Raw genomic sequence first — 12,820 nt, 5'->3', positions numbered from 1 at the left:
GCGCGGCGGTCCATCGACGGTCCCTCAGCCCGGGCTGCCCGAGCGGCGCTGCTCGCGGCGCTCGGCGGCCTCCAGCCGGGCCGCGACGGAGCGCTCGACGACCGTGTCGATGACGGCGGCGAGGCCCCACGCGACGGGGCCGACGACCGCGACGACGAGGACGACCTGCACGGTGAAGTCGAGCTGCGTGAGCCACAGCTCGATCCCGTCCCACCAGGTCGCGACGGCGTGCAGCACGACGTCGACGGTACGCGCGGGCGCCTGACGCCCGTCAGCGACCCAGGAAGTCCTCGAGGATCGGGGCGAGGATCCCGACGCGGGCGACCACCTCGCTGTGCTTCGTGCGCGGCAGGACCGCGAGGGCGGCGTCCGGGATCGCCTCCTGCATCGCCACGGCGTGGTCGACGCGCACGAAGTCGTGGTCGCCGATGACCACGAGCGTCGGGGCGGCCACGGTCGCGAGCTGGGCGGACGTCCAGTTCTCCTCGGCGCCGACGATGGGCTGCAGCTTCGCGTTGACGCCCTCGAAGGTGCTCAGCCCGTACCGCTCGTAGGCGGCGACCATGGCCCCGAACTCCTCGGCGGTGGGCATCCGGGTGGACGTCTCCCACTGCGCCGGGTCGCCGATCTCGGCGTGGTAGCCGTCGGCGCGGGTGTTCACCGCCGCGAGCACGAGCCGGTCCACGCGACCGGGGTGGCGTAGCGCGGTCTCGAGGGCGACGTAGCCGCCCCAGCTGAAACCGAGCACGTCGGCGCGCTCGAGACCGAGGTGGTCGAGGACGCCGACGACGTCGCCGGACTGGTTCTCCAGCGTGATCCCGCGGTCGACGTCGGCGGTGCGGCCGTGACCCTGCAGCTCGACGGCGATGACGCGCCGGTGCGGGGCGAGCCGCGGGAGCAGGGCACCGAAGCTGAGGTCGATCGTCTGCATCCCGCCGTGGAGCAGGACGAGCGGGTTTCCCGGGCGGGTGGGGTCACCGTGGTCCTCGTAGTAGACGTCGATGCCGGGCAGGTGGGCGTACATCGGGGTCCTCCCAGGGGGCCTCGGGGTCGTCACCGGTGGAACTCCTCGCGGCGCCCGAACTCATCGGGCGTTCGGCGAGGCGTCCCGGATAGGTTGCGGGGCATGTTCGCGGTCTACGCCTCCGAGCCCAACGCCGACGACCCGATCGCCTCCCTCGTGGTGGGCGAGCGGCCCGACCCGGAGGTCCCCGACGGCTGGGTCCGGGTGAAGGTCGAGGCGGCGAGCCTCAACATGCACGACCTGTGGACCCTGCGCGGTGTCGGGATCCAGGCAGAGCAGTTCCCGATGATCCTGGGCTGCGACGGCGCCGGGACGCTCGACGACGGCACGCCGGTCGTCCTGCACTCGCTCATGGGCGACCCGGACTGGAAGGACGACGAGACCCTCGACCCGAAGCGCAAGATGCTCACCGAGTGGGCGCAGGGCAGCTTCGCCGACTACGTCGTGGTCCCGCAGCGCAACGCCCTCCCCCGCCCCGAGGGCATGACGGCCACGGCCGGCGCGGTGATGGGCACGGCGTGGCTGACGGCCTACCGGATGCTGTTCACGAAGTCGGGCCTGCGCGGCGGCCAGACGATGCTGGTGCAGGGCGCGTCGGGCGGCGTGTCGACGGCGCTGATCCAGCTGGGTCGCGCGGCGGGCATGCAGGTGTGGGTCACCGGCCGCAGCGACGAGAAGCGCGAGCTGGCGCTGCGCCTGGGCGCGCACCAGGTCTTCGAGTCGAACGGGAAGCTGCCGGGCAAGGTGCAGGCGGTGTTCGAGACCGTCGGCGAGGCGACCTGGAAGCACTCGGTGCGCGCGCTCGTGCCCGGCGGCACGATCGTCTGCTCGGGCGCGACCTCGGGCAACCAGCCGCCCGCCGAGCTCGCCCAGATGTTCTTCCTGCAGAAGAACCTCGTCGGCTCGACGATGGGCACGCTCGCCGAGCTGCGCGACCTGCTCGACTTCGTCGCGGCCACCGGCATCAGCCCGGAGATCGGGCAGGAGCTCCCGATGGCCGACGCCAAGGACGGGTTCCAGAGCATGCTCGACGGCGTCACCGCCGGCAAGATCGTCTTCACCCGCTGACCCTTAGGTGCGTGATCTTCCGAGCGATAGCTCGGAAGATCACGCACGGAGGAAGGCGAGGAGCTGGTCGGTCACGATGGTGGCGTGGCGGACCGGGAACCAGTGGTCGGCGCCGGGCACCGGCACGTAGGTGAACGGACCGTCGAGGTAGCGCCCGGAGTCGGCCATCTGCGGCTCGCCCAGGGCGACGTCCTGGTCGCCGATCATGCCGAGCACCGGGATCGTCAACCGCGGCAGCCCGAGCGGGGTCTCGTCGACGAATGTGCGCGGGTCGGTGTTCGCGCGGTACCAGTTCAGCCCGGCGACGAGCGCCCCCGGCCGGGCGAGGTCGGCGACCTGGGTGCGGGCGAGCTCGTCGTCGCGCCCGCTGTGGAACCAGCGCCGGAACAGCGTCCAGTCGTCGGCGGGCAGGACCTCCTCGGCGACGCCGGGGAACGAGAACCAGAGCATGTACCAGGACCGCTCGCGCTGGGCGAGGCCCGCGGCGCGGAACGCCTCGGGGTGGCCCACGGCGAGGGCGGCGTAGCGGGTGACGCGGTCGCTGCGCATCGCCAACGCCCAGCCGACGACCGAGCCGAAGTCGTGCCCGACCACGGCGGCCCGCTCGACGCCGCGCTCGTCGAGCAGGGCCAGCACGTCGGCCACCGAGCGGCTGATGCGGTAGGCGTCGACGGCGTCGGGCCGGTCGCTGTCGCCGAACCCGCGCAGGTCGGGGGCGATCACCCGGTACCCGGACGCCACCAGCCCCTCGATCTGCGCGGACCACATCGACGCGCGGTCCGGGAAGCCGTGCAGCAGCACCACGGCCGGTCCCTCGCCGACGTCGGTGACCGAGAGGGTGACGTCGGGCAGGGCGACGCGGACCGGCGCGGGGATCACGCCGTCAATCGTCCCGCGGCGGGCGCGACGACGGCGAGCACGGCGCGCGCGAGCGCGTCGTTGGCGCGGAAGCTCAGCGCGTTGGTGTTCGGGCGGGTGAACGCGCCGGGGATGCGCACGTTGGTGTGCGGTCCGATCGCGAAGCGCGTCGGGTGGGCCTCGCCGTCGTCGTCGACGAGGCGGAAGTCCGACGGCCGCACCCGCACCAGCCCGGTGTGGTGCAGCACCACCGCGCCGTCCCCGTGGGCCACGGCCGCGTCGGCCGAGCGCACGGCCGACCCGCACGACTTCGCCGGGCACTCGCCGCCGAGGTCGAGCACCTCCTCGTCGAGCTGGCCCTCGGCGTGCAGGGCGGCGAGCATCGGGTCGGCGCTGCGGCTCACGCTCGGCGCCGGCAGCCGGGCCTCGACGAACGTGCGCGCCTCGACGCCGACGCCGTCGAGGCTGTCGCTGCGCGCCCGGAACACGCCGGCGTCCTCGTCGGCCTCGACGAGCAGGCCCGCGCCGAGGAACCGCACGAACCCGGCGCGCGAGAGCGCGAGCAGCTGGCGCAGCCGCGGCCCGGGCGGCCCGCTGGCCAGCGAGCTGAACAGGTTCTGCCACCACGACAGGTCGCGCGCCCGCGACGCCGGCGTCAGCGCGTCGGCGCCGGCGAGCTCCATGACCTGCGCGAACACCGACAGCAGGGCCACGAACGCGCCCAGCTCGGCGGTGTAGCGGTCGTCGACGTGGCGGCGCAGGTCGTCGGTGACGTAGTCGCGCAGCACGCGCTGCAGCGCCTCCGGGTCGTCGACGCAGACGTCGCGCAGCGGGCGGTCGATGCGCTCGAAGTCGAGGTGGTCGTCCGGGTCGGGCACCCGCGCGGCGACGAGCTCGGCGCGCTCGGCGGAGTACCAGTCGACCTCGGCGTAGGCGGCGGCGAACGCGTCCCACGTCCCCGCGACGCGGTCCAGGTGGCCGTGGAAGAGCTCGTGGTAGTAACCCCAGCCGACCTCCTTGGCCATGAGCGGCCAGACGTCGCGGCGCAGGTCGACCGACCCCTCGCGGATGAACTCCTTGACCTCGTCGGGCCCCAGGAACCGCGGCAGCGGCGGGCGCGGTCCGCGCAGCGCGTACTCGGTCTTCGCGTGGTACGGCACCCCGCGTCCCGACCCGACGTGCAGCACCGGCTCCCGGCCCGACGGCACGTAGCGCAGGCTGCCCGGCGTCGACGGGTCGGCGGCCGGGTCCTCGACGAACGTCCCGCCGCGGCCCTCGAAGAGCAGCACGACGAGATCGACGAACGCGAGGCCCATGCCACGGGCGATCACCGTCTCGCCGGCGGGGATGCGGTCGAGCTCGGAGTCGGTGGTCTGCTCGGGCGGGAAGTAGGTCAGGCCGTGCGCCGCCGCGAACGCGGCGAGGTCCTGCTCGTCGGCGGTGGGGTCGGCATCGAGGTGGCCGCTGGCGAGCACGAGCGCGTCGGTGTCGAGCTCCTCGCCGGTGGCCAGGCGCACGCGCTGCGGGGTGCCGTCGGTCAGCCCCACGGCGCGCGTGCGGTGCCGGTGGGCGCGCACGCCCGGCGGCAGCGTCGCCTCGACGTGGCGCAGCACCCAGTCCAGGTAGTAGCTCTGCAGCCGCCGCGTCGGGAACGTCGCGGGGCCCAGCGCGCGCAGCTCGTCGCCGACCTCGCCCGGCGGGACGTCCTCCCCCGGCATGCGGCCCTCGCGCAGGTCGACCGCCCACGTGTAGAGCGAGGGCCCGGGCACGATCGGCCCGTCGATCTGCACCGAGTCGTCGGTGAACATCGTGACGTCGGCGGCCATCGAGTTCATCCACAGCAGTGACGACTGCTCGTGGCGCCAGATGCGTCCCGCGCCCGGCGGGTAGGGGTCGACGAGGTGCACGTCGAGCTCGGCGCCGGGTCCGACGCCGAACTCCTCGGCGCTCGCGGCGATCCGCTCGAGCACCCCCGCCCCCCGCGGGCCGGCACCCACGACGACGATCGACCGCGCCATCTCAGCACCCTCCGCCGCCTGCTCGACGCCCTCAACGGTAGGCCGGGCTCCCTGGGGCGGCCACCGCTCGTCGGCGGCGGGTGACGCGCGGGACACGCACCCGGCCCGTCACGAACGAACGGCGCCCTCGCTGCCTCGGTAGCAGCGAGAACGCCGTTCGTTCGTCGGGGGCACGCGTGGACGGGCGCTGCAGCGCCGCCGGCCGGGCTAGCGGCGCTTCGGGCCCCGCGGACCGCGGGGCGGGGCCGACGCGACCTCGGCACCGGACGCGCGGCGCAGGCCCATCGGCCGGCCGGCGACGCGGGCGCGCTGCAGGCGCTTCACGACGTGGCCCGGCACGTTGTCGGGCAGCTCGACCAGGGTGTGGTCACCCCGGATGTCGATGTGCCCGATGTGCGTGGAGTCGAGCCCGGCCTCGTTGGCGATGGCGCCGACGATGGCCCCGGGCCGCACGCGCTGGTTGTGCCCGACCTCGATGCGGTAGGTGTCGCGGCCGGAGCCGACGTCCCACGACGGCGCCCTGGTGCGGCCCTGGCCGCGGTCGGGCTTGCCGTCACGCGTCCCGCGCTTGTCGGGGCGCTCGCCGCGGGCCGGCGGCGGGGGCAGCTCCTCGATCAGGAGCGGCTTGCCGTCCTGGACCATCGTCGCGAGCGCCGCGGCGACCTCGATCGGGTCGCTACCGGTCTCCTCGACGTAGCCGCGGACCAGCGAACGGAACACCTCGACGTCGTCACCGCCGGGGATGCCGTCGGCCATGGTGCTGCTGATCCGCTCGGTGAAGCGCTGCCGGCGACGCGTGTTGACCGCGTCGGTGTCCGGCACCGACATCTCCTCGGCCTTCTGCTTCGTGACGCCCTCGATCATCCGCATGGTGCGGATCTGGCCGCGGGTGACGAACGAGATGGCCTCGCCGCTGCGCCCGGCCCGCCCCGTGCGCCCGATGCGGTGCACGTAGGACTCGGGGTCGGTGGGCAGGTCGTGGTTGACCACGAGCGAGATGCGGTCGACGTCGAGGCCGCGGGCGGCGACGTCGGTCGCGACGAGCACGTCGATCTTGCCCGACCGCAGGTCGGCGATCGTCTTCTCGCGCTGCACCTGCGAGAGGTCGCCCGAGATCGCGACGGCGGAGAACCCGCGACGGTTGAGCGCCTCGGTGACGTCGGTGGTGTTCTGGCGGGTGCGCACGAACACCAGGCAGGCGTCGAAGTCCTCGACCTGCAGGATGCGCGCGAGCGCGTCGGCCTTGAGCCGCTCGGGCAGCACGACGTAGCGCTGCCGGGTGTTGACCGCCGTCTGCGTCTTCGACTTGATCGACACCTCGGCCGGCGCGTTGAGGTGCCGGCGCGAGACCTCGCGGATGGCCGCGGGCATCGTCGCGGAGAACAGGGCGACCTGGCGGTCGTCGGGCAGGTGCTCGAAGAGGGCCTCGACCTCCTCGAGGAAGCCCATCTGCAGCATCTCGTCGGCCTCGTCGAGCACGAAGTGCGCGACGTGCGAGAGGTCGAGCGTGCCCTTCTCGAGGTGGTCGGCCACGCGGCCGGGCGTGCCGACGACGATCTGGCCGCCGCGGCGCAGCCCGTGCAGCTGCGGGCCGTAGGGCGCGCCGCCGTAGAGCTGGACGACCTCGAGCCCGGGCACCGCGGTGCCGAGGCGCTCGATGGCCTCGGCGACCTGGATCGCCAGCTCGCGGGTGGGCGTCAGGACCAGGGCCTGCACGTTCTTCTGCGCCGGCTCGACCGCCGAGATCATCGGCAGCGCGAACGCGGCGGTCTTGCCGGTGCCCGTCTGCGCCAGGCCGAGGACGTCGCGGCCGGCGAGCAGCAGCGGGATGGTCTCGGCCTGGATCGGCGTGGGCGTGTCGAACCCGGCCGCGGCGAGCGTCGGCAGCAGCCGGTCGTCGAGGCCGAGCGTGGCGAAGCCGGAGGCTGCCGGCTCGTCGTGCTGGGGAGCCGCTTCGTCAGCGGTCTCGGGGGTCTCCGGCGCGAGGTCGCCGTCGTCGGCGGTGGCGCTCTCGGAGGTGGAGGGGGAGATCACATCGACGAGCTCGACGTCATGGTGATCGGACAGGACAGCAGCGTGGGTCACGTAGTTCTTTCAGGAGAGGGAGCAACGGACGCGGAGCTGTCCGTGGACCCGGTCACAACTCCGGAGTCCTCCCAGGCCGACAGCTCGGCACGTCCAACCAGTCTACGCGATCGGTCATTCCCGACCCGACGGCGCGGTCACGGATGCGAGGGCGTCGAGGCGGCCGAGCGCCCGCCCGACGCGCGCGTGGACGACGGCGGCCGCCAGCACGGCCGCGGCGGCGAGACCGACCAGCACCACCGTCAGGGCGGGCGGGAGGGCCCGTTCCGGGTCCGCGATCCACGTGGCGAAGACCCACCCGCCGCCGGACCAGCCCACGACCTGCAGGTCGAGCAGCCGGTGCGCCCGACGGTGGCGGTCGAGCGCCGCGGCGAGGAGGTCCGGGTCGGCGATCGACTCGCCGCGCCCCACGGCGCGGACGGCGTCGACGACGGTCGGCTCCTCGGGTCGCGGGAGGGACGAGCGGGCACGGGAGAGCCACACGACGGCCGCCCACGCGACCCAGACCAGGAGGAAGGGACCGATGGCGAGCCAGCCTCGTGGGCCACCGGGAACACCGCCCGCCGCGACGACGAACGCCCCGATCACGCCCCAGGCCACCATCACGGCGGTGCCCGCCCACCACAGCGCCCACGACGCGGACCTCGTCACCGCCGCAGTGTGACCCGGGCCGTCCCGGCCGTGGGGTCGATCGCTACTTCTTCGCCTTGTTCTTCTCCACCGCGTTCTGGTCGGTGGACAGGGCGGCGACGAAGGCCTCCTGCGGGACGTCGACCCGGCCGATCGTCTTCATCCGCTTCTTGCCCTCCTTCTGCTTCTCCAGCAGCTTGCGCTTGCGGGTGATGTCCCCGCCGTAGCACTTGGAGAGCACGTCCTTGCGGATCGCGCGGATGGTCTCGCGAGCGATGATCTTCGCGCCGATGGCTGCCTGGATCGGCACCTCGAACTGCTGGCGCGGGATGAGCTCGCGCAGCTTGGTCGCCATGCTGTTGCCGTAGGCGTACGCGGCGTCGCGGTGCACGATCGCCGAGAACGCGTCGACCGGCTCGCCCTGCAGCAGGATGTCGACCTTCACGAGGTCGGCGGCCTGCTCGCCGGCGGGCTCGTAGTTCAGCGAGGCGTAGCCCCGGGTGCGCGACTTCAGGATGTCGAAGAAGTCGAAGATGATCTCCGCGAGCGGCATCGTGTACCGCAGCTCGACCCGGCTGTCGGACAGGTAGTCCATGCCGTCGAGCGACCCGCGCCGCGACTGGCACAGCTCCATGATCGGACCGACGAAGTCCGCGGGCGTCAGCACCGAGACCTTGGTGATCGGCTCGTAGATCGTCGCGACCTTGCCCTCGGGCCAGTCCGCAGGGTTGGTCACCTCCGCCTCGGAGCCGTCGTCGAGCTCGAGGCGGTAGACGGTGTTGGGGGCGGTCGAGATGAGGTCGAGCCCGTACTCGCGCTCGAGGCGGTCACGGGTGATCTCGAGGTGGAGCAGGCCGAGGAAGCCGCAGCGGAAGCCGAAGCCCAGCGCCGCCGACGTCTCCGGCTCGTAGGACAGGGCCGCGTCGTTGAGCCGCAGGCGGTCGAGGGCGTCGCGCAGCAGCGGGTAGTCCGACCCGTCGATGGGGTAGAGCCCGGAGTAGACCATCGGCTGGGGGTCGCGGTAGCCGCCGAGCGGCTCGGTGGCGCCCTTGCGCTCCCACGTGACGGTGTCGCCGACGCGGGACTGGCGGACGTCCTTCACGCCGGTCATGAGGTAGCCGACCTCGCCGACGCCCAGGCCCTGGCAGGGCTTCTGGTCCGGCGAGATGATCCCGACCTCGAGCAGCTCGTGCACCGCGCCGGTGGACATCATGCGGATGCGCTCGCGCGGGGTGATCCGGCCGTCGACGACGCGGATGTAGGTGACGACGCCGCGGTAGGTGTCGTAGACCGAGTCGAAGATCATGGCGCGGGCCGGCGCCTCGGCGTCGCCGACCGGCGCGGGCACCCGACGCACCACCGAGTCGAGCACGGCCTCGACGCCGTCGCCGGTCTTGGCCGAGATGCGCAGGACCTCGTCGGGCTCGCAGCCGACGAGGTGGGCGATCTCCTCGGCGTAACGCTCGGGGTCGGCGGCCGGCAGGTCGATCTTGTTGAGCACCGGGATGATCTCGAGGTCGTGCTCCATGGCCAGGTAGAGGTTGGCCAGGGTCTGCGCCTCGATGCCCTGCGCGGCGTCGACCAGCAGGATCGCGCCCTCGCACGCGGCCAGCGAGCGGCTCACCTCGTAGGTGAAGTCGACGTGGCCCGGGGTGTCGATGAGGTGCAGCACGTGGTCGCGCATCTCGCCGTCGGGCCCGGCCGCGTACCAGGGCAGGCGCACGTTCTGCGCCTTGATGGTGATGCCGCGCTCGCGCTCGATGTCCATGCGGTCGAGGTACTGGGCGCGGTAGGCCCGGTCCCCCAGGACGCCGGTCATCTGCAGCATGCGGTCGGCCAGCGTCGACTTGCCGTGGTCGATGTGGGCGATGATGCAGAAGTTGCGGATCTGCGCCGGCGGCGTGAACGTCTCGTCCGCGAAGCCCTGCGTGCCCGGCCGTCCAGGGGTCGTGTCGGACTGCTGGGTGGTCTGGCTCAACGGGCGATCCTCACGGTCGGGACGGACGTGCTGTCCCCATCGTCCCACGAGGCCCGGCCGCACCCGGCGATGTGCGGGGTTGGTAACCTGACGTCCACTGCGTGAGGCGGTCGAGCGCCCCCGCGCGCTCCCGTGGCTCCCGAAGCACCGACAGACGAGGTTCGAAGACTCCCGTGGCGAACATCAAGCAGCAGATCAAGCGCATCCGCAAGAACGAGGAGGCGCGCCAGCGGAACAAGGCGGCCAAGTCGCGCATCAAGACCGCGATCCGCCGCTACCGCGAGGCCGTGGAGGCCGGCGACCAGGAGCAGGCCACCACCCGCCAGCGCGAGGCCGCCCGCCTGCTCGACAAGGCCGTGAGCAAGGGCGTCATCCACAAGAACCAGGCGGCGAACAAGAAGTCGCGCATGGCCCACCGCGCCGAGCGCTTCACCGTCGACGCCAAGGCGGGCAAGACCCCGGCCTGAGGCCCCAGCACACGCGGAACGGCCCGTCCCCGACCTCGGGGCGGGCCGTTCTGCGTCTCACCGGGTGTGCCAGCGTGGCGTCCACGCGGACGTTGGACGTCAGGAAAGCCCCCACGATCACCGGACGGCGGCTCAGCGTCGCGAGCTGCCCCGGGCCGCGACGACCAGTTCGACGGCGTGCTCGAGCGCGTAGGCCGGGTCGGCCGCGGCGCCCTTGACGTCGGCGTTGAGACCGGCCACGACGCCCATCGCGCGCGTCAGCCCCTCGGCTCCCCAGCCCCGCGCCTGGCCCTGGGCCTTGCGCACCTTCCAGGGCGGCATCTTCAGTGCCGACGCCATGGCGTACGGGTCGCCCCGACCGGCGGCGCTGACCCGGGCGACGGTGCGCACGGCGTCGGCCAGGGCGTCGGCGACGAGCACGTGGGCGACACCGGTCTCCAGCGCCCAGCGCAGCTCCTCGAGCGCACCGGGCCGGTCGCCGGTGATGGCCTTCTCGGCGACGGCGAACCCGGTGACCTCGGCCCGGCCGCGGTGGAAGCGGCGCACGGCGTCGGCGTCGACGTGACCGCCCGAGTCCGACGCGAGCTGGGACGCGGCGGCGGCGAGCTCGCGCAGGTCGGAGCCGACGGCGTCCATCAGCAGGCCGAGGGCCTCGCCGGTGATCTTCCCGCCGGCCTGGCGGACCTCGGTGCGCACGAAGTCGGCCCGCTGATCGTCCGACAGCGACGCCGCCGACGCCTCGGTCGCGCCGGCGCTGCGCAGCCCCTCGAGCAGCGCGTCGCCCTTCGGCTTGGTCTCCTTGCCCTTGGCCGGCCGCCGGCCCTTCCCACCCTTGGGCGGGCCGCGGTGCACGACCACGAGCGTCACGCCGTCGCTGGGTGCCTTCGCGTAGTCGAGCAGCAGCGTCGTGACCTCGGCGCTCGCGTCGTGTCCGTTGTCCACCACGACCACGCGCGACTCGGCGAACAGCGACGGGCTGACCAGCTCGCCCAGCACGCCCGCGGTGATCTCGCCGGCGGCGACGTGCGACACCTCGACCGCCGGGTCCGCCTCGCGGGCCGTCGCGATCGCGCGCGACACCGCCCGCTCGACGAGCAGGGCCTCGTCGCCGACGACCAGGTGCAGCGGCGCCGGGGGCTCGGGACTCACGGACCGATCGTGTCACGACACAGCGACAGCGCCGTCGGCGAGCGCGTGAGGGAGGTCTCCCCCGGCCGCGCTCGGTGGTCGCGCTCCCCCTCGTGCCGTAGGGTTTCGCGCTGGACGTGCCCAGGAGGCCGCCACACAACCGAACAAGGCTCATCCAGAGGGGTAGAGGGACCGGCCCGACGACACCCCGGCAACCGGCGTCAGCGTGTTCTGCGCGGCGATCACGGTGCCAATTCCGACCCGCTCCGGCGGGGAAGATGAGGAGGATTTCCTTCCATGACGCTGACTGTCCAGGCCACGACCGGCACCGGTTACGACCTCGGACCCGCCGCCGCCCTCTCCTGCCGGGCCTGCGGCCACCGCATGGACCTGGCGGCGGAGTTCGCGTGCCCGCGGTGCTTCGGGCCCCTCGAGGTGGCCTACGACTTCGGCCGCGTCACCCGTGAGGACATCGAGCGCGGGCCGCGCAGCATCTGGCGCTACAAGTCGCTGCTGCCGGTCCCCACCACGGTCGAGACGATCCCGAACACCGACCCGGGCTGCACGCGTCTGCTCAGGGCCGACCGCCTCGGTGCCGCCCTGGGGATCAGGAACCTGTGGGTCAAGGACGACACCGGCAACCCGACGCACTCCTTCAAGGACCGCGTCGTCGGCGTCGCGCTCGCCGCGGCCCGCGAGCTCGGCTTCACCACGCTGGCCTGCCCGTCGACGGGCAACCTCGCCAACGCCACCGCGGCCGCCGCGGCGCGCGCGGGCTGGGACTCGGTCGTGCTGGTCCCGGCCTCGCTCGAGCGCGCGAAGATCCTGATGACCGCGGTGTACGACACCAACCTCCTCGCTTGCGAGGGCACGTACGACGACGTCAACCGTCTCGCCACCGAGCTCGCCTTCGAGCAGGAGGACTGGGCGTTCGTCAACGTCAACGTGCGGCCCTACTACGCCGAGGGCTCGAAGACGCTCGGCTACGAGGTCGCCGAGCAGCTGGGCTGGCGCGTCCCGGCCCAGACCGTCATCCCGATCGCGTCGGGCTCGCAGCTGACGAAGGTCGACAAGGCCTACTCGGAGCTGATCTCCCTGGGTCTCGTCGACGGCGGCGACTACAAGGTGTTCGGCGCCCAGGCCGCCGGGTGCTCTCCGGTGTCCACCGCCTTCCGCGAGGGCACCGACGTGGTCCGCCCGCAGAAGCCGGACACGATCGCCCGCTCGCTGGCCATCGGCAACCCGGCGGACGGCCCGTACGTGCTCGACGCGGTGCGCCGCTGCGGCGGTGTCGTCACCGACGTCACCGACGAGGAGGTGCGCGACGGCATCCGGCTGCTCGCCCGGACCGAGGGCGTGTTCGCCGAGACCGCCGGCGGGGTGACCGTCGCCAACGCGAAGAAGATGGTCGAGTCGGGCGACCTCGACCCGGACGCCGACACGGTCCTGCTCATCACCGGCGACGGTCTGAAGACCCTCGACGCCATCGAGCACCAGGTCGGCCCGAAGGCCACGATCCCCGCGACGTCGAAGGCCGTGCGCGAGGCGCTGGGGCTGTAGCTCC

At 73.1% G+C, this 12,820-nt stretch carries 11 protein-coding genes and 1 riboswitch; of the genes, 3 read left to right on the top strand and 8 right to left on the bottom strand.

What is annotated here, in order from left to right; all coding sequences use genetic code 11:
- Window positions 1–24: 24 nt before the first annotated feature.
- Together ABD994_RS06550 and ABD994_RS06545 are read right to left on the bottom strand one after the other, a co-directional pair.
- Window positions 25–237, bottom strand: a complete 213-nt coding sequence (locus tag ABD994_RS06550) for a hypothetical protein (protein ID WP_345412015.1) — start codon at window positions 235–237, stop codon at window positions 25–27.
- 34 nt (window positions 238–271) lie between these two features.
- Window positions 272–1,024, bottom strand: coding sequence for an alpha/beta fold hydrolase (locus ABD994_RS06545; RefSeq protein ID WP_345412012.1), 753 nt, complete (start codon window positions 1,022–1,024; stop codon window positions 272–274).
- 102 nt (window positions 1,025–1,126) lie between these two features.
- Here ABD994_RS06545 and ABD994_RS06540 point away from each other — a divergent pair, with 102 nt between their 5' ends.
- Window positions 1,127–2,092, top strand: coding sequence for a quinone oxidoreductase family protein (locus ABD994_RS06540; RefSeq protein WP_345412010.1), 966 nt, complete (start codon window positions 1,127–1,129; stop codon window positions 2,090–2,092).
- 39 nt (window positions 2,093–2,131) lie between these two features.
- On the opposite strand, the gene ABD994_RS06535 is transcribed toward ABD994_RS06540, so the two are convergent.
- The 5 genes from ABD994_RS06535 to lepA all read right to left on the bottom strand — a co-directional run bounded on the left by ABD994_RS06535 (window position 2,132) and on the right by lepA (window position 9,661).
- Window positions 2,132–2,971: an alpha/beta fold hydrolase gene (locus tag ABD994_RS06535; RefSeq protein WP_345412006.1), complete on the bottom strand. Its 840-nt coding sequence runs from the start codon at window positions 2,969–2,971 to the stop codon at window positions 2,132–2,134.
- The gene (locus ABD994_RS06530; RefSeq protein ID WP_345412004.1) at window positions 2,968–4,968 is read right to left on the bottom strand and encodes an FAD/NAD(P)-binding protein; all 2,001 of its coding nucleotides are present in this window, start codon (window positions 4,966–4,968) and stop codon (window positions 2,968–2,970) included. Before ABD994_RS06530 ends, ABD994_RS06535 begins: the two co-directional genes overlap by 4 nt.
- A gap of 207 nt (window positions 4,969–5,175) precedes the next feature.
- Window positions 5,176–7,002 carry a DEAD/DEAH box helicase gene (locus ABD994_RS06525; RefSeq protein WP_345412002.1) on the bottom strand — a complete coding sequence of 609 codons (1,827 nt, stop codon included), beginning with the start codon at window positions 7,000–7,002 and terminating at the stop codon, window positions 5,176–5,178.
- Between the two features lie 165 nt (window positions 7,003–7,167).
- The gene (locus ABD994_RS06520; RefSeq protein ID WP_345412000.1) at window positions 7,168–7,704 is read right to left on the bottom strand and encodes a hypothetical protein; all 537 of its coding nucleotides are present in this window, start codon (window positions 7,702–7,704) and stop codon (window positions 7,168–7,170) included.
- A gap of 43 nt (window positions 7,705–7,747) precedes the next feature.
- On the bottom strand, window positions 7,748–9,661 hold the full coding sequence (lepA, locus tag ABD994_RS06515) for a translation elongation factor 4 (RefSeq protein WP_345411998.1): 1,914 nt from the start codon (window positions 9,659–9,661) through the stop codon (window positions 7,748–7,750).
- A 173-nt stretch (window positions 9,662–9,834) separates the two neighbouring features.
- Between lepA and rpsT the strand changes: the two genes are divergently transcribed.
- On the top strand, window positions 9,835–10,128 hold the full coding sequence (gene rpsT, locus ABD994_RS06510; protein WP_345411995.1) for a 30S ribosomal protein S20: 294 nt from the start codon (window positions 9,835–9,837) through the stop codon (window positions 10,126–10,128).
- 132 nt (window positions 10,129–10,260) lie between these two features.
- Here the strand turns inward: rpsT and holA are convergent, their stop codons facing one another.
- A complete protein-coding gene (gene holA, locus ABD994_RS06505) occupies window positions 10,261–11,277 on the bottom strand; it encodes a DNA polymerase III subunit delta (RefSeq protein ID WP_345411992.1) in 1,017 nt (338 codons plus the stop codon).
- A 147-nt stretch (window positions 11,278–11,424) separates the two neighbouring features.
- Window positions 11,425–11,541, top strand: a riboswitch (SAM riboswitch).
- Window positions 11,542–11,553: 12 nt separating this feature from the next.
- Here holA and thrC point away from each other — a divergent pair.
- Window positions 11,554–12,816, top strand: coding sequence for a threonine synthase (thrC, locus tag ABD994_RS06500; protein WP_345411990.1), 1,263 nt, complete (start codon window positions 11,554–11,556; stop codon window positions 12,814–12,816).
- Window positions 12,817–12,820: the final 4 nt, after the last annotated feature.

This window comes from Actinomycetospora chlora (assembly GCF_039542135.1).
In the GTDB taxonomy this organism is placed as follows: domain Bacteria; phylum Actinomycetota; class Actinomycetes; order Mycobacteriales; family Pseudonocardiaceae; genus Actinomycetospora; species Actinomycetospora chlora.
Note: the sequence above shows the minus strand (reverse complement) of the source record. Positions and strands in the feature narration are given on the sequence as shown.

Bases quoted from the DNA above. Each gene is read 5' to 3' on its own strand.
- ABD994_RS06545 (WP_345412012.1), bottom strand. From the start codon at position 1,024: ATGTACGCCCACCTGCCCGGCATCGACGTCTACTACGAGGACCACGGT.
- ABD994_RS06540 (WP_345412010.1), top strand. From the start codon at position 1,127: ATGTTCGCGGTCTACGCCTCCGAGCCCAACGCCGACGACCCGATCGCC.
- ABD994_RS06530 (WP_345412004.1), bottom strand. From the start codon at position 4,968: ATGGCGCGGTCGATCGTCGTCGTGGGTGCCGGCCCGCGGGGGGCGGGG.
- thrC (WP_345411990.1), top strand. From the start codon at position 11,554: ATGACGCTGACTGTCCAGGCCACGACCGGCACCGGTTACGACCTCGGA.